Genomic DNA, 26422 nt, shown 5'->3' on the forward strand with positions numbered 1-26422 from the left:
TAATAATTATCAGTCTTTCTTCTTTCTTAATGCTAACGCTGTTGCACCTGCAAGTGCAAGGAATGTTACAGGAAGTGCTGCGCCGTTTACGCCTGTCTTAGGGCTGTCAGACTTTGCAGCTGTTGCAGCTTTCTTTGTTGTAGTAGTTGCAGCCTTAGTTGTTGTAGTCGTGTTAGAGCCTGTTATTGTAGTTGTAACAGCAGCGTCAGCTCCTATCTCGAACTCATAGTTCTTCTCATATCCTGTTGCTTCAACAGTGAGCTTGTACTTGCCCGAACCGTCGAATACGTTTTCCTCCCCCGACTTGGCGTCAAGCTTTATCTCGCCTGTCTGTGAGTCGATGATAGCAGCTCCTCTTCTGCCTGCTGCGTATCTCTTATCGCCAACTGTTACAGCTGAGATGTTCTTGAGGTAGTTTGCAGTGTCTGTAAGTGAAGCTCCGTCAGCAGCTACAAGCTTGCCGTCGGAATACTTAACAGGGATAGCGTCTGTTGTAAGTGTAAAGCCGCCTCTTACAGCTGAATACTTGCCGTTCTCGTCGGAAACTGTGAGTGTGTAGTTACCCGGCTGTGCGTTGTTGTAGCTTACGGTGTTGCCTGAAACTGTGAAGCCGTCAGCGACCTCGCCCTTTGCCTTGAAATCGGAAGGAAGTGAAGAATTATCGAATGTTACCGAGCCCTTTCCAGACTTGCCGTTCTCGACTTTGATGCTGTCTGCAAACTTCAAAGGAAGATAGCCGTTCTGTCCCGAAAGAGTGCTGTAGCCGTTAAGAGTAATGAATGTAACTTCGGTAATAGTCTTGCCCTGTGAGGACTTGTAGTGCTCGGAGGAAAGTGTATTGCCGTGAGGCTCCTTTTCCTTGACACCTGCGCCCCATGCTATCTGTCCGTTTCTCCAGATATTCTCAAGAGCACGCATACCGTAGTCGGTGCCCTCCTTGGTCTTTACGATGACGCCGTAGATGTCGCAGTTTGCAGGGATACCCTTGACATTGATCTGATAGTCGCCCCAGCTTGTAAGGCTCGATACTGTCATCTCACCGCTGAGCTTTTCCTCGCCGTTGCTGTCAACCAGCTTGCCGAAGGAAGCATTGCCGTTCTCGACTGTAACAGGCTTGTAAGCAACGGGCTTCTCGGAGAGCTCTGTGAAGTTCATCTTATCGCTGAGCTTTTCAAGGTCAGCCTTAGCGATCTCAACAGGATAGGTAACGCCGAGGATCTTACCGCCGCCGTTTTCACCCTCAGCATTGTAGGTGCCTGCTGCAAGTCCGCCGTTCTGCCACTTTCCGTCGTCGCCAATTTTACCTGTAGCGTTGCCCTTCCACTTGTTCTGAGTAGCGGAAGATACTGCGTCAACAGGAACGCTGTTGTTCAGCTCTGCTGCGTAGAAATCAGCATATGGGATATTCATTGTGCCGTAAACCTTGTCGCCGTCAGCTGCGTTTGCTGTGAATGGAACTGCACTTAAAACGCAGGCTGCTGCGCATAAAACAGATGTAATCTTTTTCATTTCTATAACTCCTTATGCAAGCTTTGCTGCAAGCTCTTTAAGCTTTGCAAGGTCATCATCAGAAGCAGCTTCATTTACGATAAAGCCCTCATCACCGATAAGCTCTGCGCCTGCTGCCTTTGTACGGTCATACCAGTTGCGCATCCACTCGCCATCGCCCCAGCCGTATGAACCGAAGAGAAGAACCTTCTTGCCGCTGAGTGAACCCTCGATGCCTGTGAAGAAAGGCTCGAATGTATCTTCTTCAAGCACCTCTGCACCCATTGCAGGGCAGCCGAAAGCGAATGCGTCGTAATCTGCAACATTGCCGCTGAACTCTGATACCTCAAAAAGCTCTGCATTTGCACCCTCGGCAGCCGCCTTAGCCATTGCCTCGGTGTTGCCTGTGCCGCTCCAATAAATAACTGCTGTTTTCATATATTTCCTCCTACTGCCTGAAACAAGTCCAGACCTGATTTTAATCTATCGAACAGGATTGCCCTGCAGCGATCATAAGTTTTGAAGGTCTGCCGTGCTTTGTCGGCGTTTTCGTAGACCTTCCAGTATCCGCACAGCAGACAGTTCTTTCCGCTGTTGCTGATAAAGCCGCGGATATCTCCCACAGGATACCCGAGAAATGCTCCTATCTCATGTGGAAAGCTGCCGCAGCTCATGCGCGAGGCAAGCAAGTCAAGCTTTTCCCTGATACTCATATCAGCCGTATAGCCGTACTCAGAAAGCAAGTCCCGAACCTGCGGCATACCCAGCCATGCGCTGAGCATTTTTTCATTGTAGATGTACACAAGTGTACGCTCCCTGCATTTGCAAAGCTGAACTGCACAAAGTCCCGACACTGACATTTTTTCCGTAAATTCACGAAGATATTCTGCCATTGTATGCTCATTTCTGTCAAAAGAAATGAGATTTGCGCATTTTACTCCCAAAAGCGTGGGAGCGCAGTGAAATGCAAGATCGTTATCGATGCTTCTGCGTTCAAGCTCGGACATATTTGCGCCCCTTGATGTCTGTAAGCAGCTGTTTCAGCGCACTTACGCTGGAGCTGTGAACGTGTTCAACGGGTACGCCGTTTTTCTCGGAGCTCTTCTTGACTGCTCCAAGCATTTTGTGGGAACAGGTACCTGTGAAAACTACCATAAGATCAGGAGTACCAAGCTTGTTCTCGAAGTCCGCAGGCATTTGTGTGAAAACCTTGGACTTGTGATTGAAAGATTTGCAGATATCCTGATAACGTGTTGCCATGCGGTCATTGCCGCCTACGATTACTATGCTCATAAAATCCTCCTTTTAGTTAGTTAAAGCTAAATAAGTATTTAAAACCAAGTGCCGTGGAATAATGGCACTTAACTGAATTACTATACTAACACAAAGTTAGTATTTAATAACACAATTATAATACCATTCATTCTTACAGTTGTCAAGGTATAAAAAACTGATTTGTAACTGTTCGACATAACCAACAAAAGTGAAAAAGGATTTTTGTTAGTATATGCTAATATTGAATATTATTTATGAGCATACACACATAAAAACATTTTCGGGAGTTAGTCTGCGGAAACACCGTTTTACCCTGATATATCCATAATTAACGCCCCCAGATGTCTGAGGGCGTTATTCTGTTACTTATGGCATTTTCCGTGCATTGCACAGTGCTCGCAGCCACAGCCGCAGCCGCCGTTGCTCTTTCCGCTTTTTTTGTCACGTATCATCTTTGCGATTATAAGCGCAACAATAGCTATAAGTATCAGAGTTACGACGATAGTTCCAAGATTGTCAGCGAACCATGCGAGCATATTACCACTCCTTTATGCCTTTACCTTTACGTTGCCCTTGAACTTTGAAGCCTCGTGGTACTTCTTCACAAAGAGCATATAGCACATAAATGCAAGAATAAGAACTGCTGCGATAACACCGATAATGTTTGCGTCACCTGTGAAAAGTCCGCCGAACTGTGTTATCATAAGTGCGATAGCATAAGCAAAGCAGCACTGATAAATGATAGCGAATGCTGTCCACTTTGCATTGTTCATCTCACGCTTGATAGCACCGATAGCTGCGAAGCAAGGTGCGCAGAGCAGGTTGAAAACGAGGAAAGAGAATCCTGTTACGCCTGTGAAAACTGCGCCGATATTCTGCCAAACAGTACCGTCGCCGCCGCCGTAAAGTACGCCCATAGTTCCGACGATGTTTTCCTTTGCCACAAGACCTGTGATAGAGGCGACTGCTGCCTGCCAGTTGCCCCAGCCAAGAGGCGAGAATATCCATGCGATAAGTCCGCCGAAGCCTGCAAGGAGAGAGCTGTCAAGCTGATCCTCTTCAAGCATTCCGAAGTTGCCGTCAATTGTTCCGAAACGTGACAGGAACCAGATAACAATTGTGGAAATGAGAATGATAGAGCCAGCCTTTTTGATGAACGACCAGCCGCGCTCCCACATTGAACGGAGAACGTTGCTCATGGTTGGCATATGGTATGCAGGGAGCTCCATAACGAATGGTGCAGGCTCGCCTGAGAACATTGCTGTCTTTTTCAGCATGATACCCGAAACGATGATAGCTGCCATACCGATGAAGTATGCTGATACTGAAATGATAGGTGAACCGTCGAAGATAGCGCCTGCTATCATTGCGATGAACGGAACCTTAGCTCCGCATGGAATAAATGTTGTTGTCATTATTGTCATACGTCTGTCGCGCTCGTTCTCGATAGTTCTTGAAGCCATGATACCGGGAACGCCGCAGCCTACTCCGACAAGCATAGGAATGAATGACTTGCCCGAGAGACCGAACTTGCGGAACACACGGTCAAGTACGAATGCGATACGAGCCATATAGCCGCAGGCTTCAAGGAAAGCAAGCAGGAAGAACAGTACTAACATCTGCGGAACAAATCCGAGAACTGCGCCCACACCTGCAACGATACCGTCAAGGATAAGTCCCTTGAGCCAGTCAGCTGCGCCGACCTTGTCAAGACCGCTTTCGATTATCGCAGGTATACTTGGTACGAATACGCCGTAGTCAGCAGGATCGGGCTCCTCGCCTATCTCCTCAACTGTCTTTAACGCTTCTTCGTAGTCAGCAACAGAAGCTGTTTCCTCTGTTGTTTCAAGAGTTTCCTCGTCCTCGACTGAGTATGTGAACTCATCTACAGGAGCGCTGCCGTTTTCCTCAACGTAAGCGTCATAGCCGTCGATTATCTGCTGTGCGTCTGCGTATCTTTCGGAAACGTCGCCATAGTCTCCCGATATGCCGAACAGGTGGAAACCGTCACCGAAGAGATTATCGTTTGTCCAGTCGGTAGCCCAAGCACCGGGACCTTTCATAGCGATGAGGTAAACAAGAGTCATGATTATCGCAAAGATAGGAAGTCCAAGCCAGCGGTTAGTGACTATCTTGTCTATCTTATCAGAAGCTGTAAGGCTTCCTGCGTTTTTCTTCTTGTAGCAAGCCTTGATAACATCAGCTATGTAAACATAACGCTCATTGGTGATTATGCTCTCTGCGTCGTCGTCAAGCTCTTTTTCGGCAGCCACTATATCCTCCTCTATGTGCTTCTGCACATTTTCGGGGATACTCAGCATTTCAAGAACCTTTTCATCGCGCTCGAAAACCTTGATAGCGTACCAGCGCTGCTGCTCCTCGGGCATTTCGTGAAGAACAGCCTCCTCGATATGAGCGATAGCGTGCTCAACAGGTCCGCTGAATGTGTGCTGAGGAATTGTCTTTCCGTTCTTTGCGGCAGCTATAGCAGCCTCAGCAGCCTCGTCAACTCCCGTACCTTTCAGCGCGGATATCTCAACTATCTTGCAGCCAAGCTGCTTGGAAAGCTCGTCTATCTTGATCTTGTCGCCGTTTTTATTTACGACGTCCATCATGTTTATTGCACAGACAACAGGTATGCCAAGCTCCACAAGCTGAGTTGTGAGGTAGAGATTACGCTCCAGATTCGTTCCGTCGATGATGTTCAGTATAGCGTCAGGTCTTGTTTCGATAAGGTAATTTCTTGCAACGACTTCTTCGAGAGTATAAGGCGATAACGAGTAGATTCCGGGAAGGTCTGTGACGATAACATCATTGTGCTTCTTCAGTTTTCCTTCCTTCTTTTCAACAGTAACTCCGGGCCAGTTTCCGACAAACTGGTTAGAGCCTGTTAACGCATTGAACAGTGTGGTCTTACCTGCATTCGGGTTGCCTGCAAGTGCTATTCGCAGTTCCATTAATATCTTCCTTTCAGGTTATTTATAGCTAACTAATGTACTAAAATTCAAGGACATTCCGTCCCATTTCATTAATTATTCGACTTCGATCAGTTCCGCGTCTGCCTTTCTGAGTGAAAGCTCATAGCCGCGTACCTTTATCTCGATCGGATCGCCGAGAGGAGCTGCCTTGCGGACAAACACTTCCGTGCCCTTAGTAAGTCCCATGTCCATGATACGGCGTTTTATTGCTCCCTCGCCGTGAAGCTTCTTCACCTTTGCTGTTGAACCCACAGCTGTTTCTCTGAGTGTTTTCATATCTTCTCTCCTATCAGACCATTATTCTGCGAGCCATGTCCGCACCGATGGCGATACGGGACTCCTTGACCTTAACAATGACATTTTCGCCGAGGACGTTTATCAGCGTGACCGTTCCGCCCACGGTAAATCCGAGGTTTTCAAGGTGCTGACGTATCGTGGGAGTTCCTCCCAGCTTCTTGATAGTCAGTTCCTTTTCAGGCTCTGCCAAACTTAGCGGCATCATTTCTCATCCTTCCATTCCAGTTGATTTTATCGGCATATAGTAGTGAATTATACTTCAGAAAGACGTTAGTGCTTTATAACGAATTTATAATATCACCATATATTTAATTTGTCAACGATTTCAAAGTCACTTTGCAAAACTTTGTATACAAATACAAATTGTGAGTTTCAACTAACAAATATTTTGTAGCTAAATAAAACAATAATCGTCGCAGACTTGCCCCGACGCAACATCAAATAACTACTATTTGTCAGTGCTTATGTTTATATAGAAAAGCCCCTTTTTCAAAAGGGGCTTCTCAAAATAATAAACATAAACTTATATCAAAAGTCCGCGCTTTTCAGGCTCATTTGAGCTCGGTCATGCTCCTGAGACCTATTGCCAGAGTTGAAGCATTATGCAGGAGAGCAGATGTTGCAGGCGGCAATACGCCAAGAACTCCGAGACCGATAAGTCCGCCGTTGAAGCCGATGATAGTACGGTAGTTCCAGCCGATACGGGACATCAGCGCATTGCTCAGACGTTTCAGCTCAACAAGTGCGTACAGGTCGTCGGCGGATATGGTGATATCTGCTATCTCACGGGCAATGGCAGCTCCTGTACTGATAGCGACGCCTGCGTCGGCTTCGCTGAGCGCAGGTGAATCGTTTACACCGTCGCCTATCATTACCACCTTACGTCCTGCCTCATGCTCGGCACGTATGAACGCAGCCTTGTCCTCGGGAAGTACCTCCGCATGATACTCATCAACGCCTACCTTTTCAGCAACAGCCTTAGCTGTGCGCTCGTTGTCTCCCGTCATCATGACTACCCTTGATATGCCGTATTCGTGCAGCTTCTCAATTACATCGGCAGCTTCTTCACGAAGCGGATCTTCAATGCAGATAACAGCTGCCACCTCGCCGCCAATGGCAAGATAAAGGTGAGAATACTCTTTTGGCAGATGTCTGAAAACACGCTCGTCAGGCGGAGTACACTGCTCGTCCTCGATAATGAAATGATGACTTCCTATAAGCACGCGCTCTCCCTCTACCATACTGGAAATGCCGTGTGCTACGACGTACTCGACCTTTGAATGGAACTCCTCGTGGATAAGACCGCGCTTTTCAGCCTCGGCAACTACTGCATTGGCTATGGAGTGAGGATAATGCTCCTCAAGGCAAGCCGCCATACGAAGCATTTCGTCCTCGTCACGGTCTCCGAAGGTTATGACCTGTGCGACTCTCGGGCTTGAATGTGTGAGAGTTCCCGTCTTATCAAAAACTATGGTGTCAGCCTCGGCAATTGCTTCCATGAAGCGTCCGCCCTTTACAGTTATGCCTGCGCGGCTGCAATCACGCATTGCAGAAAGTACAGAGATAGGCATTGCAAGCTTCAGCGCACAGGAAAAGTCCACCATAAGTATGGACAGCGCTTTTGCAGCATTTCGTGTCAGCAGCCATGTCAGCAGAGTACCGCCCAAGCTCCACGGAACAAGCTTATCCGCAAGATGTGAAGCCTTGTCCTCAGCAGCGGATTTCAGCTTTTCTGACTCCTCTATCATCTTCACGATACGGTCATAGCGTCCGCCGCCTGCGGTATTCTCAACGGCTATGGTACATTCGCCGTCCTCAACAACAGTACCTGCGTATACGTAGGCTCCCTCTGACTTGTGAACAGGTACGGATTCGCCTGTCATTGAAGCCTGATTCACCATTGCGTCTCCCGATACTACCTTGCCGTCGAGAGGTATCATAGAGCCTGTTCTCACAACTACCATATCTCCCTTGCTGACTTCATTAACAGGCATGAGGACCTCCTGTCCGTCGGAAGTCTTGGTCCACACCTGTTCAACTCCGAGAGACATAGTTCTTGCAAGGTCGTCTATGGACTTTCTGTGAGTCCACTCGTCAAGGATATCACCAACATTCAGCAGGAACATTACAGAGTCTGCGGTCTTGAAATCGCCGCGGAGAAGTGATACTCCTATCGCTGTTGCGTCAAGCACTGATACCTCCAGCCTGCCCTTCAAAAGACATTTCAGTCCCCGAAATATGTACTTTGCCGCTTTTATAACAGCCATTATCCTGCGGAGCGGCATAGGCAGAATGAGCTTGTTCACAAATCTTCTTATAACTACCGCCGCAAGCTTCTCCTCGTACTGCTTGTTAAGCTTTCTGCCTGTATGCTCGGGAACAAGAGATGTGTTTTTCTCATCGTCAAAGGAAAACGCAGACAGCTCTCCTATTATTTTCTCCCTCGGGCAGGTATAAGCGATAACGATATCACAGGTGCGTTCAAAGACCTGAACTCTTGTTACACCCGATACCGCATACAGCACATATTCCGCTGTATCAGCCTGTTTCAGCGTCATGCGGCTTATGCAGAAACGCACTCGCATACGTCCTTTTGATTCGTGCATTATCTTACATTTCATATTTATCACCTCTTACAAAAACAGACCGTCAGAGCGGTCTGTTTCGGTTTTATTCTTCACTTGTGTCTGCGATCTCCTCGCACTGGTCTGCGATAACAGCAGCTTCTTCCTCGGCTGCTCTCTGCTCGTTTATCTCCTTTGCGTCGGAAAGGATATCATCGCAGTTCTCGCGGACTGTAGTTACGGTCTCCATAACGTTTTCCTTTGCACGTAGAACAGCGGCAGTAGCGTGGGTATAGCACTTCTTGGCGTCCTTGCTCGAAAGGACTCTGATACCTGCTGTGCCGAAAAATACGCCTCCTGCGAACAGACCTATTTTCTTCCATGGGATATTATTCAGTTTCATAAGATCACCTCAGTAAAAATGTCGAAATATGTGGTTTCGTTATACTTATGATACCATATGTAACAAGCCTCTTCCGCTCCGAAAGGATAAAAGTTGGTATACCGTACTAATAATCAAGCTGCGGCAATATAGAACGCTTTTTGAATTTCCTTTTCCTTTTTCGCTCCATTTGGTAATTTTTGGGAGCTATCCCCATTACATCACGAAACGCGCTTGAAAACTTGCTTGCGTTGCAGTAGCCTACTTCCTCGGCGATGTCTATTATCTTCATCTCGGTATTCCTGAGAAGCTCCGCCGCACGAAACATCTTCCTGTTTTTCGCATAGGTGTAAACAGGACAGCCAAAAGTCTGGCGGAAACGATTTTTCATCGTAGTCTGGTCGATGCCGTAAAGCTCGGAAAGCTGTGCGATGGTGTAATGCTCGCACAGGTTTTCGCAGATAAAGCTGCCTATTTTTCGGATATGCCCCCTGCTCTCAGCAGCTGAGCCGCTCTTTCCGCCCATGAGCATAAGCAGCTCCAGTACTTTTATCCTGAGCATAGATGTGCCTGAAGTATCATCTATCTCTGAAAACAGCCTTTGCATATTATCGTCCGCAGTGAAAATGTGCTGTTCGCAGCTCTGCATATTCCGCAGTATATCAGGCATATCAAGAAGCTCCGAAAAAGCATTGCTGTTATAGCTCGAATCTATCAGCAGTGTGATACCGCAATAGTCCGCCGAACAGACAGTATGGCAGTCAGAGCGCTCATCACGAACGGCAATAATGCAGTTATTCGCCGTCAGATAGCTGTATTCGCCGTTGATGAAATATTCACATATGCCGCTTCTGCAAAAGCTTACTTCTATTGAGTTTTCCTTGCTGATATCATCAGCTCTCCCGACGATAAGTCTTATATCGGGAAATATCTGAAATTCCGCCACACTATCACCGCCTTATAAGTTAGCCGTTTATAACAGAATAATATTATCACTTAAGGTAATATGTGTCAATACAAAAACAAAATTTCTGTATAGTTATCTACTTCTAACTAATTAAAGCCTAATAAATTTGTTAGTGTATACAAATATATTTTTTACGAATTGACACCTAATCTCAACGGTGCTATAATCAGTATGTTAGATATCTCTAACACGAATAAATCATTACAGCAGGCTCCTTTCGGTTATACAAAATAAGTGCGAATATTTTGTATTTTTGAGCCTGCTAACGCCAATAATGTGATAAGTCACATTAAATATATTATAACAGGAGAAAACTATGGACTATTTAGAAATCGAAAAAGTTGTGGGACGTGAAATTCTCGACTCACGCGGAAATCCTACTGTTGAAGCTGAAATTACACTTGCAGACGGTACAGTTGCAAGAGGTACAGCTCCCAGCGGCGCTTCTACAGGTGAGTTTGAAGCTCTGGAGCTCCGTGACGGCGGCAAGCGCTACCTCGGAAAGGGCGTAACAAAGGCTGTAAACAATATCAATACCGTTATCGCTGAAACTATCACAGGTATGGACGCATCTGACATTTACGCTGTTGACGCAGCTATGATAAAGGCTGACGGCACTAAGGACAAGTCCAATCTCGGTGCAAACGCTATCCTTGCAGTTTCTATCGCCTGCGCAAGAGCAGCAGCAACAGCGCTCGACATTCCGCTTTATCGTTTCCTCGGCGGTATTCAGGGAACCAAGCTCCCTGTGCCTATGATGAATATCCTCAACGGCGGCGCTCACGCTGACAGCGCAGTCGATACTCAGGAATTCATGATAATGCCTGTTGGAGCTCCATCATTCAGCGAGGCTCTCCGCTGGTGCGCAGAGGTATTTCACACACTGAAAAAGCTCATCAAGGACATGGGAGACGTTACCGCAGTTGGCGACGAGGGCGGCTTTGCTCCCAACAAGCTCACAAGCGACGAGGAGGCTATCGAGAAGATACTCGAAGCTGTCAAGGCAGCAGGCTTTGAGCCCGGCAAGGACTTCATGATAGCTATGGACGCCGCTTCCTCCGAGTGGAAGAGCGAAAAGGGAAAGGGCTTCTACAAGCAGCCAAAGAGCGGCAAGGAGTTCACTTCCGACGAGCTTATCGCTCACTGGGAGTCTCTCGTTGACAAGTACCCTATCATTTCTATCGAGGACGGTCTCGATGAGGAGGACTGGGAAGGCTGGCAGAAGATGACAGCCAAGATAGGTCACAAGGTACAGCTTGTCGGCGACGACCTCTTTGTTACAAATACCGAGCGTCTTGCAAAGGGAATCTCTCTCGGCGCAGGCAACTCCATTCTCATCAAGCTCAATCAGATCGGCTCTGTATCCGAAACTCTCGAAGCTATCAAAATGGCTCACAAGGCTGGATATACAGCAATTTCTTCTCACCGTTCGGGCGAGACTGCCGATACAACTATCGCAGACCTTGCAGTTGCTCTCAATACCTGCCAGATAAAGACAGGCGCTCCTTCACGTTCAGAGCGTGTTGCGAAGTACAATCAGCTTCTCCGCATCGAGGAGCAGCTTGGCGCTTCTGCCTGCTATCCGCAAATGGGAGCGTTCAACGTAAAAAAGTGAGCAAATAACACTGAAATCTCCATGAACCTTCCTATTCATAATAAAACTCGCCTGTATTTTCACACAGGCGAGTTTTTTATTTTTGTATAGATCATCGCAAGGCAAGCCTTTTACCCGAGAGCAACGTCCAGAGTCATCATAAGCGTAAAGCCAACAGAAAACATTATTACTCCTATATTCGAGTGTTCTCCCTCAGACATTTCGGGAATGAGCTCCTCAACTACAACGTATATCATTGCTCCTGCGGCAAAGCTTAGCAGATATGGCATCACAGGCAGAAGATGACTTGCAAAAAGTATGGTGAGAAGCGCTCCTGCAGGCTCAACCGCTCCCGAAAGAACACCTCCCGCAAAGGCTTTCGCCTTGCTTTTTCCCTCGCCGTGAAGCGGCATGGAGATTATGGCTCCCTCGGGAAAATTCTGTATCGCAATACCAAGCGCGAGAGCTAATGTGCCGCCTGCGGTCATATCCGCAGAGCGTGTAACAAAGCCTGCATAAACTATGCCTACAGCCATTCCCTCGGGGATATTATGCAGAGTTACCGCAAGTATCATCATTGTCGTTTTTGCAAGCCTGCTTTCAGGTCCCTCTGCTTTTTCCGCATTCATGTGCAAATGAGGGATAACACTGTCAAGCAGCAGAAGAAACAGGATACCGAGCCAGAATCCGACTGCCACAGGCATAAAAGCAAGCTTTCCCATGCTGTCCGCCATATCCATGGCAGGGATAATAAGGCTCCATATCGAAGCGGCTGTCATCACACCTGCGGCAAAGCCTGTCAGTGCTCGCTGTACACTTCTGCTCAGGGCTTGCTTCATAAAGAATACACAGCCCGAACCTGCCGCCGTCCCGAGAAAAGGCAGCAGCAGACCGCTGACGATCTCCTTTTGCATGATACACCGCCTTTCTCCCCTTCTTTACCACCTGAACGTTGCCCAGCGGTCGTTCATTTTAGGCAGCAGCAGTGCAAAGAGCTTTCCTCGTATGCTGTATTTTCTCATTTCTTCATTAAAGCTGTGTTCCTCCACGAACTCTATCCCCTCTGTCAGGTCAGCAATTTCCTGTCCCGAATCAGTACCTGACATGAAATGTGCATTGGTATTTTTTACCGTATCGTGGTGCTTTTCACTTTTCTGCATAGCCTTGCAGTTCTGCTCCGCAATGAGTATACCTCCGTTCGGGAAATTGTTTTTCAGAACTTCAAGAAAAGTGCGTATCTGATCAAGCGTCAGGTACATAAACAATCCCTCAGCTATGAAAACAGGCTTTGATTTTCTGCCTGCAAGTGCGTCCTTCACCTGTCCGCACCAGTTATCTTCAAGTGCATTTCCTGCTATCATGGTAACACGCTCATGCTGTGGGTACGCTTTTCTTCTTGCTGCGATAGAATCAGGAAGATCAAGATCAAACCACAGTATTTTTCCGTTATCAACTCTTTCAAATCGGTTATCAAAGCCTGCTCCCACATTCACGATAACTGTATTGGGAGCATTCTGAATAATACCCTTTAACTGGCGGTCGAGCATTATGGTTCGTGCAACAACACCTTCGTGAGACATGAATTTGTCGTAGGGTTTTGTGTCGATTTTCAGCGCTTTGATTATCTCAACAGCCTTGTTGTCTTTGATACGGGCATTCTTTCGCAGGGTTTCATTTGCCTTGACTGCCAGAGGAATAAGCGCAGTTGTCTGCACATCGCCTAATCTTAATTCCATAGTAATTACTCCTTTATTCAATTCTTTTCATTATGTCCGCGGTAAAACTCACATTGTATGCCGCAGATCGCTTACGATCATGTCTGCCTTAAATACTAACTTTCAGTTAGCCAAAACAAACTTGTCAACAAAAATAAAAGGGTAGCCCCTTTGCAGTTAGTATTTAATAACATTATATCACATAATAATTTCTTTGTCAATACGCCTCATGTCACTTCCTTAATTGTTAATCTATCAGCATTTACTGTAAGCGGTGCCTGCATAGAGATCTCATGGCAGATCTGGGCAACATCTGCAATAAGACTCGCCGCTATGCTGTGAAACTCGAAGATGTTATCATCTTCATCGCTAATAACATCGTGAAGAAGGTCGATAAGCACCTGAAACTGCTTGAAAAACATATATAATATTACCGCTCAGGAGTCAAATCCTGAGCAGTTCACTTTTGTTGCGCTATTTTATATGTGCAATTTCATGCAAAAAATAATCCGCAGGAACTCCGTTAAGAAATTCCTGCGGATCTTATTATTTCACAGCAAATTGTGCATTTGGCACTAACTGTACAAGAACATTCAGTACCTCTGTCATATCCGCTCTGTAAACGGAGTATTCATGAGTTTTTCCACTCATATCCGTTACAAATAATACATCATAGCGATTATCTCCTGTTATGCCCTGTGACTTGCGGTACATTCTGCTTACAGCATTTACTGCGACAGTTGATACCACTGTATCCATGACATTGCCTTTTATCAGAAATGTTGCTGAATCAGGAACAGTACTTGGTTCTATGCGCTTTATTTCCTTTAACTCAAGGTAGTCCTTGAAGTTTCCACCGTTTACGATACATTTGTCAGAAATGAGTATACCGAAAGGTGCTCCATTCATCTGAGAAACAAAACGCGGTTTTGAAAGTCCGTCGTTAATATTATGAGCTATCATTTCAGCGGTACCATATTTTCTGAAAAGAGGAGCATTTTTTATGCTGATAAGCTTCACCAGTGCAATTACACAAAGAGCAATTGATACTGCACTGAGAACTGCTCCTATGATCGCAAAAATATGAGTCCAGCCAAGCTGCGTGCCGCAGAACACTGTGCAGAAAACTATTATTGCTCCTGCAACTGCAGCTGCAGCGAGAAATGCACCGTAATTGCCCTGCATTTCCTTGCGTATTTCCTGAGCTGTTATTTTTGATATCGTATTATCACTTCCTTTTTTAAAAGAGAACGAATACAGGTGACTTGCACCTGTATTCGTGTAATGTTTGATATGCATTAGAATTGTTAAATGTAATTTCTGTTAATTGCCGTTGAGAGATTTAAGCATGTTTTAATTTTTTACATATCCATTTCTGATAATTTTATAAAACTTAAATTTGTAAGTTTGGCTTTTGATAATTTCTTTTTTAAGTTTTCATCAACTATAGGTATGTTAGTTAAATTGTCGAAAGCAAATATATCGCTTTTATCATATTTTTGATTATTAAAACTTAGTCCAATCACAGTGTCTTCCATTGGAAGATTTCTTCCACAGAAATCACATTTAGGCAATATATTCGATTGCAAATCCATCATAAAACCGCAACGCCCCGTAATAATTAATTCATAATAAACAAAATCCTTAAAATCAGATTCTGTTTGGGCTTTATCCCAACCTATTACGGTGGCCTTTTTAACAGTATATCCTGTTAGATTCCACTCTTTTAATAAATCAAGAAATTTTTGCGAAACAAAAAGGAAGCCACAATACATATAAAAATCACATGGGTCACCTTTAATTTCAAATTTTACAGGTTCATTTGACGAAAGATGATTTCCACCGCAATGTTCACAATAATCAGATTTCCATTTATTAACATCAGGAGGAAAGAATATTTCTTTTCTACCAAAATATTTGTTCATTATAAAATAATACATTTATTTTTTCACCGCTTTAAATTTACTAATTTTAAATTGTTTTGCCATTTTTTCCAATTGGTTCAAAACATCTTCTGCGGATGCATTTGGATTCTTATTAATATAATTACTCCATGCTTTATTCCATGTAATTCCAGCATAGCTATTCTTTGTATGAATTCCATGTCCTGATTTTAATCTATGAATTCCCTTAGGCAAATCATAATAGAATTCTCCAGAATTAATATCAAGTTTTTGACCATTATTAAGCTTACCTGTATATTTTCTGCTTTGGAACCAATCTTTAAACTTTTCAGGTAAACCATGATGCACTTCACCTGTTGGCTTTTTACCTGTGTAAGCTTCATAATTCCTTCGTTGTTCATTTTTTCTTTGCGATTTTGTTTCGCAATCATTATGAACAAGAACACCGCTCTCGCCGACAAAGTATGTATGGAAATCCTCGACCTCAAAGTTATAGACCTTGACAGGTGATTCAAGAATTTCATGCTCTACCCATTCAACAACAACGCACTCGCCGTTTACCAGTACAAGAACATCGCCTGCGCGTAAGTCAGCCGCCTTAGTCCAGCCGAACTGTACAGAATAGAAATAGTGACTTGGTGTTGCCTTGATCTCGTCACCGTTTACGTGAACATGAACAAGTTCTGTTGTCTCATTCTCGTATGTTTTGAGAACAGTCTTATACGCAACCTCTCCTGTTGTAGGATCTTCAGAAAGAACCATGTCGCCTTCCTTTATTTCCTCAATAGGTTTCTGGCCGTCTTCTGTCTCAACAGGTGTACCCTCAACGAAGCAGTATGAAACCTTTTCAGATAATCCGTTGATACCGCCGCCGATCTGTACTGCATCCATTACTACCTGGAATGTGCTGCCGAGAACAGCTCCGAGAGTAAGCTCTCCGCGTGATGCAAGATCATACACGTTCTTGCCGACCTGATAAATATCATAAGCACCAAGAGCAATATCACTTACGCAGCTTGCATATTTCAAGCCTGTAATAAACTTACAGCTGATAGATACCGCACCTGCTGCCTTTGCAGCGCTGAGCGCCTGGAATCCGCAGCCGAATACGCTTACCGCACTTGTTATAGCGCCAAAGTAATCGCCTTCCGATGCATACCATGCTGTATTTGCAATAATTGCTGCAGCACCTATGATCATTGTGATAGGTGTCGGTATAGCCATGAGATTTCCAAGCAGGCTGAGTGCCATATGTCCCCAGAAATCCCAGCCAAGTCCCGGACTGAGTCCGAACGGATCGACATAGCTTATCGGGTTGCCCTGAACATAAGCATACCTGTTCAGTGACGGTGAATTGTCTATAGAACCGATAACCACATCCTGATTGATGAAACGCTTGATCTCAGGATTGTAGTATCTTGCACGCATGTAGCAAAGGTTGTTTTCATCTGTGGAGACACCGTACTCACCGTTAAACAAGAACATAATGCCATATTTATTTGGTGATTTGAGTTCGCCGTACGGGCCGTATGCAAATGTTGCAACAATTGTACCGCTGAGGTTTGTAACCGCCTCTGTGTTGCCTATGTTATTGAAGTGATAGAATAATGTTTCGGTATCAGTCTGCTGTGAGATAAGGCCTATGCCGTATACAAAGCTTGTTTTCTTTCCGCTTGTCTCAGCAGTAAGAACTCTGCTGAGCTCACCTGATGTATCAACAACAAATGATGTCTTTACATTTCCTGATGTCTTGCTGATACGGTTGTTTTCTGCATCATATTCATAGCTTACTCCGCCGGCAGAAACAAGTCTGTTGCGGCAGTCATATACAAGCTCAGTCATTTTGCCGTTGACAGGTCCGTAAACCATATTGCCGTCAGCATCATACTTTACCTTTTCGCCGTTGAATTCGATGAGTCGGTTTGCGGAATCATACTTCATCTCAGCGCTCTTAAGACCGTTAAGATCGTGTCCGTAAACCATTGATGAGGACGTTATATTACCTGCATCGTCATAAGCGTAATCTCTTGCGTTGATTACCTTATCGCCGTTTATGTCGACCTGCTTTACAAGTCTTCCTGCCTTGTCGTAACCGCGTGTCTCAACACTTCCGTCAGGTCGTGTGATCTTTGTTACTCTGCCGTTGCTGTCATACTCATAAGCTGTGATATTGTTATCCCAGTCCTTGACTGTATTTACTCTGCCATCCTTAAGGTAAGTATAGCGTACTATACGTCCGCCGGGATATGTAAGTGTAACAAGATTGCCAAGCTCATCATAGCTGTACTTGACTGTATTACCGCGGAAATCTGTAACCTCTGTTACAAGATTAAGCTCGTTATACTTTCTTGTAATAGTTCCGTTGCTGTCCTTTACAGAGATCACATTTCCGTTGCCGTCATACTTGTATGATACTGTTCCAAGCTCGTCTGTAACGCTTTCCAGCCAGCCGTTCTTGTAATAAGTGTAGCTTGTCTTTTGTCCTCTTGCATTCTTAGATTCACTGAGCAGTCCTGCAGCGTTGTATGTATTTGTAAGTTTGCTTCCTACTGCATTCAAAGTGCTTATAACTTTACCCATGCTGTCGTAAGAATAAGTCGTACGTCCGCCGTTAGGGTCTATCATTGCTGTTACATTGCCGAAAGCATCATATTCATTCTTTGATACTCCGCCGGCTGCATCAGTTGAACTTATAAGTCTTCCTGTCTTGTCATATTCATATGTTGTCTTCTTTTCACGTGATGTGTTGAGGTTGTCGATCATTGTCTTGATCTGTCCGACATTGTTGTAATCATACTGAGTCTGGATCCCCATCGGATCAGTTTCAAGAATAAGATTATTTACTGCATCGTACTTATTCTCCTGCAATACATTGCCGTCAGGATCAAGGAGCTTTTCAACATTTCCGTTTGCATCATAAACCGTTGTATATGTATGATTTGTTTCATCAGTATACTTTGTTACACGTCCTGCAGCATCGTATTCGTAAGAAACACTTGTGCTGCCCTTTGATGCCTTGATAACCTTTCCTTCCTTGCTGTATTCATATGAAACAGAAAGGCCGTTTGGATATGTAAGCTTGAGGCAGTTGCCGTTTGCATCATATTTATCATATGTTGTCTTGTTTCCGTTAGCATCAGTCATTGAAGTAACTCTGCCATACTTATCATATGTGTATGTAACTGTATTGCCCAGTTCATCAGATGATGTAAGTATGTTTCCGTTACTGTCATATGTCATGGTCTTTGCGTTGCCTTCAGAATCAGTTACAGACAGTACTCTTCCTGCATGATCATAGATATAGGATTCTGTGGTCTTGTCAGGATAAGTGATCGTTTTCACCTTTCCGTCAGGATAATATGTATATGATACTGTATGCTTTTCGTCGCCGCCTACAGCTGTCTCTGAAACCAAAAGATCAGTTTCATCGTAAGTGTACTCAACGAGCTCATCATTTGCATTTTTTGTTGTAAGGAGCTTTCCTGCAGGATCATATGTATTGACTTCAGTTGTTCCGTCAGCATATGTTGTCTTGAGGAGTCTGCCTTCCTTATCATACTCAAAGAGTGTTGCAGCTTTATTTGCGTCAACTGTTTTGATTATCTGATTATTTCCGTCATAATACATATGTGTAACATTGCCCTTAGCATCTGTAACAGATGTCTTATTGCCCATTGCATCATATGTATAGCTTACTGTTCCGTCTGAATTTGAAACGCCTGTAGAACGTCCCAGTGCGTCATAGGTATAAACTGTCTTGTTTCCGTCACGGTCTGTTTCGGTTCTGAGATTTCCGAATTCGTCATATGTTATGAGCTTCTTGTTTCCAAGAGGATCGGTTATTGATGTGATCCTGCCGTTTGTATAACCATATGTTGTGGTTCCCAGACCTTCAACTGTTTCGGTAAGCATCTGACCTGCTTCATTATATGTATACGAACGTGCTGCACCTGAGTTTTCAACTGATGATGCAAGCAGGTTGTGAGGATTGTATACATACTTATTCAGCTCGCCGTCAGGGCCCTTTACGCTTGTAACATTTCCCTTGCTGTCATATGTCATTGTTGTGACATTGCCGTCATAGTCATATGTCTTTACAAGCTGATTCTTATCGTCATATTCATAGCGTCTTGCATTGCCCTTGCTGTTTGTCTCAGCAATAAGGTTTCCTCTTGTGTCATAGGTATACTTTGTTGCGTGACCGTTTGCATCTGTAATAGAAGAAACTCTTCCCATTCCGTCAGACACGAATACGATGTTTTTTCCGTTTCTGTCTGTGCAAACTGTTGTCAGTTGATTCTTATCATCGTCAGTATACTTGAATGATGTAACATTGCCAAGTGCATCATACTGCTTAACAACGCGGTTATCATCATTGTATTCATTCTTGACATAAGGAGTCTTTGCGCCTGAATTTGTCGCTGCAATTACTCTGTTGCTGTCATCATAATCAAATGTGACAACTTCACCGAGAGGATTCTTAACTGTCTTGAGTCTGCCGTCCTCATATGTGAGATATGCAGTTCTGCCTTTTCCGTCAGAAACAGATGTTACTAAGCCGTCTTCACTGTATGTTATCTGCAGCTTTGCACCGCTCATGTCTTCAGTTACTGTAGTAACATTGCCGTTTCTTGTAATGCTTATTGTCTGATCCTGTGATGAGATGATCTGTGTAAGTCTGCCTTCAGCGTCAAATCTTAACTTTGACTTATCAGGCTTTACAAGTGTGTATGTTCCGTCCTTCTCACGGTAGAAGTGATATTCCTGCATTCCGTGACTGATAGGAAGGAATTCAGCAAATCCGCCGGGATCGCCGATAGGCTTGATAGAGCTCTTATTGATGAGCTGTCCGCTTACTGTACGTACAACAGCATCACTTCTTATGAATGTTGCATAATTTGATGCATTCCAGTGCATATCGATCGCATTGCCCTTGAATTCAAGGTAGGACTCGTAGTCATTATTCCAGCCGTAGCCGGTTGTGCCCCTCTTATCACATACCAGTGAATTGTAATTCAGATTGAAATCAAGCGGTGAGAATGCGCCCTGTACTGAGAGTGCACTAACCGTATCGGTAAATGCTCCTGTAGTCATGTCAACAGGATCAGCCCACACCTGTGGAATTACCTTTACCTTAATGTTATACTTGTTGATATGGCTTGGAATAGGACACACAGTAACCTGAACATCTGTCTCTTCCAGTCCCTTTACAAGTGACTCAATAAGTCTGTAGCGTACCTTTTCAGGATCGCCTTCGCCTGAGAATACCGTCTCATAAGTTCCGTAAAGCACATCGCCCGGCATAAGTACGCCGACTTCTATGCTCTGACTGCCGTAAGTGATCGGTATCTTCTGGCATTCGTTTGCATTCTCAATGTAGTATGAATCAACATTGACCTCTGATGCATCGAGCTTTTCAACTGTTCCGTCAGGATTATAAACAGTTATATCCTGTTCATATCCTGGATTCTTATATTTGCCGAACGAAGTTTTTACGTTGTATAAAGGCTCTGAACCTTCATTTTTCAGCTCATACTGAATGTAATAGTCCTTGCCTATATATCCTACTTCTTCAGGATATATATATAGGTGGAGACCTCTGCCGACACCGACTTCAAACTCGTTTGCAGTCTTGAATGTTGCATTGACAGGAACATTGAAAGGTGTAAGAGTACCGCTGAAGTCAGCTGATACAGTGTACTTGCCCTTCTTGTCGCCTCTTACTGCCCATGAAACAGACTTGCTTTCCTGTCCTGCAATATCTCCCATGGACTGAACTATTGTGTTTTTGCCTGTAGTAGTTGCAGCAAGCGAAAGTCCATAAGGAAGATTAAGCCTTGCGCTGCAGTCCTTGATAACGAACTCTGACGTAGCATTGTTGATAACGCCAAGGTCTACTGAATACATTTCCTTCATGAAGGAAATTGTCTCTGAAGTTCTTACATATGCAAGGATCGGAAGTACCTCTTCTTCTTCAGTAGGAGTATTCGGAATGATAGGCTCAATGTGTACGTGTGATCCGTCACCGAGATCACAATCCCAGCCGCCGAAGCCGCCGAAGCCTCCGCCTCTTCCGAAGCCTCCGCCGCCTCCGCCTACATACTCGATCACTGTCGGTATAGGCTCCTGAGCAAATGTAAGTTCAACTGTGAATGTGTATGAATGGAAATTGCTTGGATCATTAAAGTCAACGCCTGCCTCGATCATTTCCTGAAGGGACATTCTGTGTACAGTAAGATTACCCGATACAAGCTCGCCCTTTGAAAGCTGAACATTTACTGTTCCGTTGCTGCCTGTCTTTGTGATCTCAATGGTCTTCTTTTCAGGAAGGTAGCTGTCCTTATAGACTGATACCTTATAGTTGCCGATCTTTTCGGTAATTGTGATCATACCGTTGTAATCAGCCTTAAGAGTCTTTTCGCTCTTTCCGTCTGCAGAGCTTAAATATACCCATGCATAAGGAATCGGATTGCGCTTTTCATCAACAGCCTGTATAGTAATGCTTCCTGTATTCTGAGGATCAGTTACTATAATTTCAATGTCTGCTGTTGTACAATTTTCAGCATCATCCTTTGCTGTAAGAGTTGCCTTGTATGTACCTGCTTTATTATACTTATAGGTTGTTCTTCCGCCGTAAACCTTTTCGCCGTTTCCCATATCCCACTCAAAACTTACTATACGTACGTTATCTGTGGAATCTGTAGCGTCAAGCTGAAGCTCGTGATCTGTAAGTGCATAGTACAGAGGCGAAACATTGATTACAGGTGCTTCATCATCCTCGTCATATGCAAATGTGGTCTTTTCTTCACTCATAGAATGATTATCGTATTTATCCCACGCTTCGACCTTATAAGTGTATTTTTTCAGCGGTACAACATTCTTGTCTGTGTAAGACAGTTTGTTAGCTTCGCCGATAACAGTAAATTCTGTTTCGCCCTCTGCTCTTCTGTAGAGTCTGTAGCCCTTTAAATCATCGCTCTTACTCTCAGACCAATTTACACTGATCTCGAAGTTGCCCTGAGTAAGACTGATAACAGGTACTTCAGGAGGATCGTTTTTAAGCGTGAATGTTGCTGTGTATGGTTCGCAGATATTGCCTGCTTCATCAGCAGCAATAGCTCTTAACTGATACTCGCCGTTTTCGAGTCCTGATGTATCCCAGTCGAATTCAGCGACCTCATAATTTGACTTGAGTGAAATTGTTTCGATATCAAGCCATGTATCATCGGCTGCAGTTTTCTTTCTGTAAGAAACAGCTACAGAAGCAAGTCGGCTGTTATCTGATACCGCAACACACATCTTCGGTGAAACAGGAAGGACAGAACCGTCCTTATCGCCGAATCCGTAGATCTTAGGTGCTTCTGTATCAGGCATTACCTGTGCGATAGCTTCGTTTGAAAGCTCACTCTTATTGCCTGCAATATCAACTGCAGCTACCTGATATGTATAAACTCCGCCGTATTCAACATTTACGTCATAGAAATCCTTTGTAGTAGATACGGTAAGAAGTGAATACTTTGACTTGCCTTCTTCTGCACGATAGATCTCAAACTGCTTGATATCATCGTCACTTACTCTCCATGTAAGATGAACGTTACCATTGCTGCCAGCAGCCTTAAGCTCTGTTACAGCAGCAGGAGCAGTTCTGTCTATCTTGTACGTTGAAATGCAGGCATTTCCTGCATTTCCTGATGCATCAGTTATTTCAGCCTTGATGAATATCTCACCCTCAGGGAGCTTAGTAACATCAAAATCATAACCGAATGTATCTGTCTTAGACGAAGATTTGCTGTCGAGAACAGCGATCTCAGTCCATTTCTTTTCATCTGTCTTATCATATGAATATGAAAGCGCGAGAGACTTTAACTTTATGTTGTCCTCTGCGCTGATACTCAGCGGGATCTTAGTGCTGAATACACTGTCAGTAGGTAAGAATCTTTTGATCGCAGGAGCTATCTCGTCCTTCTGTGTTTTAATTGCAAAAGTCTCGGAAGCTGTACCACGGTTGCCGAGTTCATCATATGCAACTACACGGAATGTATATTCAGTTTCTGACATGAGATCCGTGATATGCATTCCTGCAGTATCACTTGTTCTTCCTGCCTCAGTGAATTCGCCTTTTTCGTTCTTGCACTCTACAACATAATAGCCGAAATCTTCATCTGAGATATCTTCCCAGCGCAGACTTACAAATGATGAAGCTGATGTGCATTCATCTGTAAGCATCTTTACCTGAGAAGGTCCTGCATTGTCAACTACATATGCCTTTGTAAAGTCCTCAGAAGCATTTCCGTTCTTATCCTTAGCTATCGCACGGACAAGGTATGCACCATCGGGAACAGAAGTCGTATCCCATTTAATGGTTACCTGATCGCCTTCTATCTTCTTTTCTTCAATATCCTTCCATTCAGTACCCTCTGCTTCCTTATATGAAAGCGCAATACTGTCAACACCGATATTATCCTCAGCCTTGATATGAACTAAAGCTGACTTGTTTACCTTTGATTTTGAAGGAGTGATAGAAACGACTCTCGGAGGTTCTTCGTCCTTATTGACGCTTACTGTTACTGCCTTGCATGGATCGCCTTCAATATTGAACTTGCTTACAGCAGCTATCTTGTAAATATACTTATTGCCCTCTGTTACACCATGGTCAACATAGCGGACAGTTTTTACATCCTGTACAAACTTGACAAGCTCAAACTTGTCGCTGTCAGCAGGTGCTCTGTAAATATTGTAGCCGTTGCAGTTAGCACTCTTTGATGACTTCCATTCGAGAACTACTGCTCCGTTTTCGCCTGCAGCCGATAATTCTTCAGGGGCTGCCGGGCCTGTTGTATCAACAGTATATGATACTGTCTTTACGCTGGTATTTCCTTCTGAATCTATCAGTGTTACGCGGACATCAAAGTTTCCGTTCATTCCTTCAAGGTCCCACTTGCACTTTGAGCAAAGTGTATTTGCTGAATATCTTTCCTGTGCAGAATTGAACTGCTGTATCTTCTTATAAACAGCATCGCCCTCGCCGCTCTTCTTATATTCAAACATTACACTGTTGCCTGTGCTGTTGCCCGAATCAGCATACTTAGCTGTAAGAGTTACAGTCTTTCCGCCAATCTCAGAGTAGTCCTCAGGTGAGACAGAAATTATCTCAGGCATCATAGGGATACCTACAGTTGAGTCACTGAAATCGGAAGTGTTGTTTGCAGCATCAGAAGCAGTTACCTTGAAGGAATACTTCTGTTCTGCGTCGAGTTTTGTAAAGTTGTAGTTTGTATTATTTGTAGTACCAATGAGCTTGTCATTGCAATATACAGAATAAGAAGCTACCTTTACATTATCAGTTGATGGATTCCATGTAACGAGAACTGACGAACCTGTTCTTGACTGTACCTTGATATTCTGAGGTACAGTAGGTGCTTCAGTATCAGGAAGAGTTTTAACAGATAATTTTGCTGCCTTCTTGGAATAGTTTCTGCAATCGTCGAAAGCATATATCTGATATTCGTAAACAGTTTCAGGTGCAAGACCGCTGTCGATGAAGTTTGTGATGTTTCCGCCTGTATAGACTCTTACATCGTCGCGGTAGATCTCATAACCCATTACTGCGTTGTCATCAGTAGCTTCATCCCATGCAAGACAAATAGATGTCGTCTTTATTTCTGTTGCAGCAAAGCTTGCAACATCTGACGGTGCTACTGTATCAGTATAGTCTGTTATCAGATTATCATAGAAAAGCTCAGCATTTGCTTCCTTTGAATCATTTCCTATAAATCTGTACTGTCCAATAGGCTTTGTTATCTTGAGATTAGCAAATTTGGAACTTCCCGGATTTGTAAAACTGATAGTCTGATACTTTACTCTATCCTCAAACGAGCTGCCGCTTAAAAGGACTACAAACTTTTCGCCTGTCTTAAAGGTTCCTGATGTCTGTCTGAAATCACCCTTTACCTCAATAGTACCTGTTTTCAGATAATCTGCTGAGGAATACTGGCTTCCATACACAAAATCTCCGCCTACCCAGAGGTATGCGAGCTCATTATCCATTGATAAAACGCTGTAATATCCGACATTGAAATTACCTGAGCACTCCATAGTGCCTGACGACATTGTCAGACGATTATTAACTGTAATGTTTCTGACATTTGCTCTGAAGCCATTAAGATCCATATAACTTACAGAAAGATTACCAAGATAGATATCATTCTGAAGCTTATAATCCGCCTCTGAACCTCCGTACATATCAATGTTTCCGGTAAACTTGTCACCGCCTATCTGTGACCATCTGCTGATCCTTAAATAAGCTGAACCGCTCATATGATATGTTGAATCCTTCAACGTACCATCAACTCTTGCAGTATTACCATTTATGGAAATATTCTTTTTATTGGCAAATTCCACATTCTGAAGAACAACATTGCTATGATTGAAATTCACCTTCTGTTCCTGATCGCCGCAGAAAATAATCTTATTCGCACCCGATGCAATGAAGTTATAATAACCATTGTCATTGACCGTGAAATCACCCTTGACACTGAATTCACCTGCTGTAAGGCATTTGCTGTGATCCTGATTTGATGATGTTATGAAATTGCCGTCTACATTCACCTTATCCTTATCATTTGTCATAACAAGATATCCGGTACTGTATCCGTATGTTGCTTCATTTTTATCATTAACTGTCTTTGACTGGATTCTGTAATCGCCCTTTACATCAAGTGTTCCTCCGTTGAGGATCACCTTACCTCCTGCCTGTATGAGATTTCCATTTACAGTAAGCTTGTGTCCGTTAAGGTCAAGAGTTCCCATTCCAAGAAGATAATCAGAATCTATGATCTCATCTGCTGTCAGCTTATGACCAAATTCTCCGTTATCAACAGTCTTTACAATGCAGCCCTTGCTGTTGTCGACTTCATTCAGGTATATTACTGTAGTAATATCCACGCCTTCCTTGCTGGTATTATCAAATACTACCTTGCCGAACCTTGCTCCTGCTGCATTTACTGTTACTGTCTGCTTTGTTTCTCCGTCAAATACTACTGTATTTGCATCTGCAGCTATAAATTGGTTTACATTAATGGTGCAGTTTCCGCCTATATATATAGTTCCGTTATTGATTCCTGTTGAATTGTAACTTGAACCAAATGTATAGTTGCCCTTAACTCTCAGCACGGATTCTGCTTCATTCATAAACAGTCTTCCGTAGTATTCTCCTGTGAAGCTGCCTCCGCAAGCTACCTCGCACTTATTTATTGCCA

18 protein-coding genes are annotated in these 26422 nt (G+C 44.0%); 2 read left to right on the forward strand and 16 right to left on the reverse strand.

Annotated features, from left to right (window positions below; all coding sequences use genetic code 11):
- Positions 1-9 precede the first annotated feature (9 nt).
- The 11 genes from BT105_RS13250 to BT105_RS13300 form a co-directional block, all read right to left on the reverse strand.
- Positions 10-1509: a hemoblobin-interacting domain-containing protein gene (locus BT105_RS13250; protein WP_072301177.1), complete on the reverse strand. Its 1500-nt coding sequence runs from the start codon at positions 1507-1509 to the stop codon at positions 10-12.
- 12 nt (positions 1510-1521) lie between these two features.
- Positions 1522-1926: a flavodoxin gene (locus BT105_RS13255; protein ID WP_028514684.1), complete on the reverse strand. Its 405-nt coding sequence runs from the start codon at positions 1924-1926 to the stop codon at positions 1522-1524.
- Positions 1923-2495, reverse strand: coding sequence for a DUF3793 family protein (locus BT105_RS13260; RefSeq protein ID WP_072301178.1), 573 nt, complete (start codon positions 2493-2495; stop codon positions 1923-1925). The genes BT105_RS13255 and BT105_RS13260 overlap by 4 nt, the downstream gene beginning before the upstream one ends.
- Positions 2482-2781: a DUF2325 domain-containing protein gene (locus BT105_RS13265; protein ID WP_072301179.1), complete on the reverse strand. Its 300-nt coding sequence runs from the start codon at positions 2779-2781 to the stop codon at positions 2482-2484. The genes BT105_RS13260 and BT105_RS13265 overlap by 14 nt, the downstream gene beginning before the upstream one ends.
- Positions 2782-3125: 344 nt before the next feature.
- Entirely contained in the window at positions 3126-3299 is a 174-nt protein-coding gene (locus BT105_RS13270; protein WP_072301180.1) for a FeoB-associated Cys-rich membrane protein, read from the reverse strand.
- Between the two features lie 12 nt (positions 3300-3311).
- Complete coding sequence (gene feoB / locus BT105_RS13275; RefSeq protein WP_072301181.1) at positions 3312-5720, reverse strand: ferrous iron transporter B; 2409 nt, start codon at positions 5718-5720, stop codon at positions 3312-3314.
- A gap of 75 nt (positions 5721-5795) precedes the next feature.
- Positions 5796-6017: a FeoA family protein gene (locus BT105_RS13280; RefSeq protein ID WP_072301182.1), complete on the reverse strand. Its 222-nt coding sequence runs from the start codon at positions 6015-6017 to the stop codon at positions 5796-5798.
- A gap of 13 nt (positions 6018-6030) precedes the next feature.
- Entirely contained in the window at positions 6031-6228 is a 198-nt protein-coding gene (locus BT105_RS13285; RefSeq protein WP_347497064.1) for a FeoA family protein, read from the reverse strand.
- 361 nt (positions 6229-6589) lie between these two features.
- Complete coding sequence (locus BT105_RS13290) at positions 6590-8659, reverse strand: heavy metal translocating P-type ATPase (RefSeq protein ID WP_072301184.1); 2070 nt, start codon at positions 8657-8659, stop codon at positions 6590-6592.
- A 49-nt stretch (positions 8660-8708) separates the two neighbouring features.
- Complete coding sequence (locus BT105_RS13295; protein WP_072301185.1) at positions 8709-9005, reverse strand: DUF6110 family protein; 297 nt, start codon at positions 9003-9005, stop codon at positions 8709-8711.
- Positions 9006-9111: 106 nt separating this feature from the next.
- On the reverse strand, positions 9112-9930 hold the full coding sequence (locus BT105_RS13300; protein WP_072301186.1) for a helix-turn-helix domain-containing protein: 819 nt from the start codon (positions 9928-9930) through the stop codon (positions 9112-9114).
- 337 nt (positions 9931-10267) lie between these two features.
- Between BT105_RS13300 and eno the strand changes: the two genes are divergently transcribed.
- Positions 10268-11566 (forward strand): phosphopyruvate hydratase, encoded by a 1299-nt coding sequence (gene eno / locus BT105_RS13305; protein WP_072301187.1) that lies wholly within the window; start codon positions 10268-10270, stop codon positions 11564-11566.
- A 110-nt stretch (positions 11567-11676) separates the two neighbouring features.
- Here the strand turns inward: eno and BT105_RS13310 are convergent, their stop codons facing one another.
- The gene (locus tag BT105_RS13310; protein ID WP_072301188.1) at positions 11677-12459 is read right to left on the reverse strand and encodes a ZIP family metal transporter; all 783 of its coding nucleotides are present in this window, start codon (positions 12457-12459) and stop codon (positions 11677-11679) included.
- 24 nt (positions 12460-12483) lie between these two features.
- Positions 12484-13281 (reverse strand): class I SAM-dependent methyltransferase, encoded by a 798-nt coding sequence (locus BT105_RS13315; RefSeq protein ID WP_072301189.1) that lies wholly within the window; start codon positions 13279-13281, stop codon positions 12484-12486.
- A 272-nt stretch (positions 13282-13553) separates the two neighbouring features.
- Here BT105_RS13315 and BT105_RS15380 point away from each other — a divergent pair, with 272 nt between their 5' ends.
- Complete coding sequence (locus BT105_RS15380; RefSeq protein WP_278289690.1) at positions 13554-13688, forward strand: hypothetical protein; 135 nt, start codon at positions 13554-13556, stop codon at positions 13686-13688.
- A gap of 118 nt (positions 13689-13806) precedes the next feature.
- On the opposite strand, the gene BT105_RS13325 is transcribed toward BT105_RS15380, so the two are convergent.
- From BT105_RS13325 to BT105_RS13335, 3 genes are all read right to left on the reverse strand, one after another.
- A complete protein-coding gene (locus tag BT105_RS13325; protein ID WP_143186604.1) occupies positions 13807-14559 on the reverse strand; it encodes a hypothetical protein in 753 nt (250 codons plus the stop codon).
- A 62-nt stretch (positions 14560-14621) separates the two neighbouring features.
- Positions 14622-15200, reverse strand: a complete 579-nt coding sequence (locus tag BT105_RS13330; protein WP_072301192.1) for an Imm43 family immunity protein — start codon at positions 15198-15200, stop codon at positions 14622-14624.
- Positions 15201-26354 (reverse strand): fibronectin type III domain-containing protein, encoded by an 11154-nt coding sequence (locus tag BT105_RS13335; RefSeq protein ID WP_143186605.1) that lies wholly within the window; start codon positions 26352-26354, stop codon positions 15201-15203.
- Positions 26355-26422: the final 68 nt, after the last annotated feature.

The sequence above is a fragment of the Ruminococcus flavefaciens genome, from assembly GCF_900119075.1.
Lineage (GTDB): Bacteria > Bacillota > Clostridia > Oscillospirales > Ruminococcaceae > Ruminococcus > Ruminococcus flavefaciens_Q.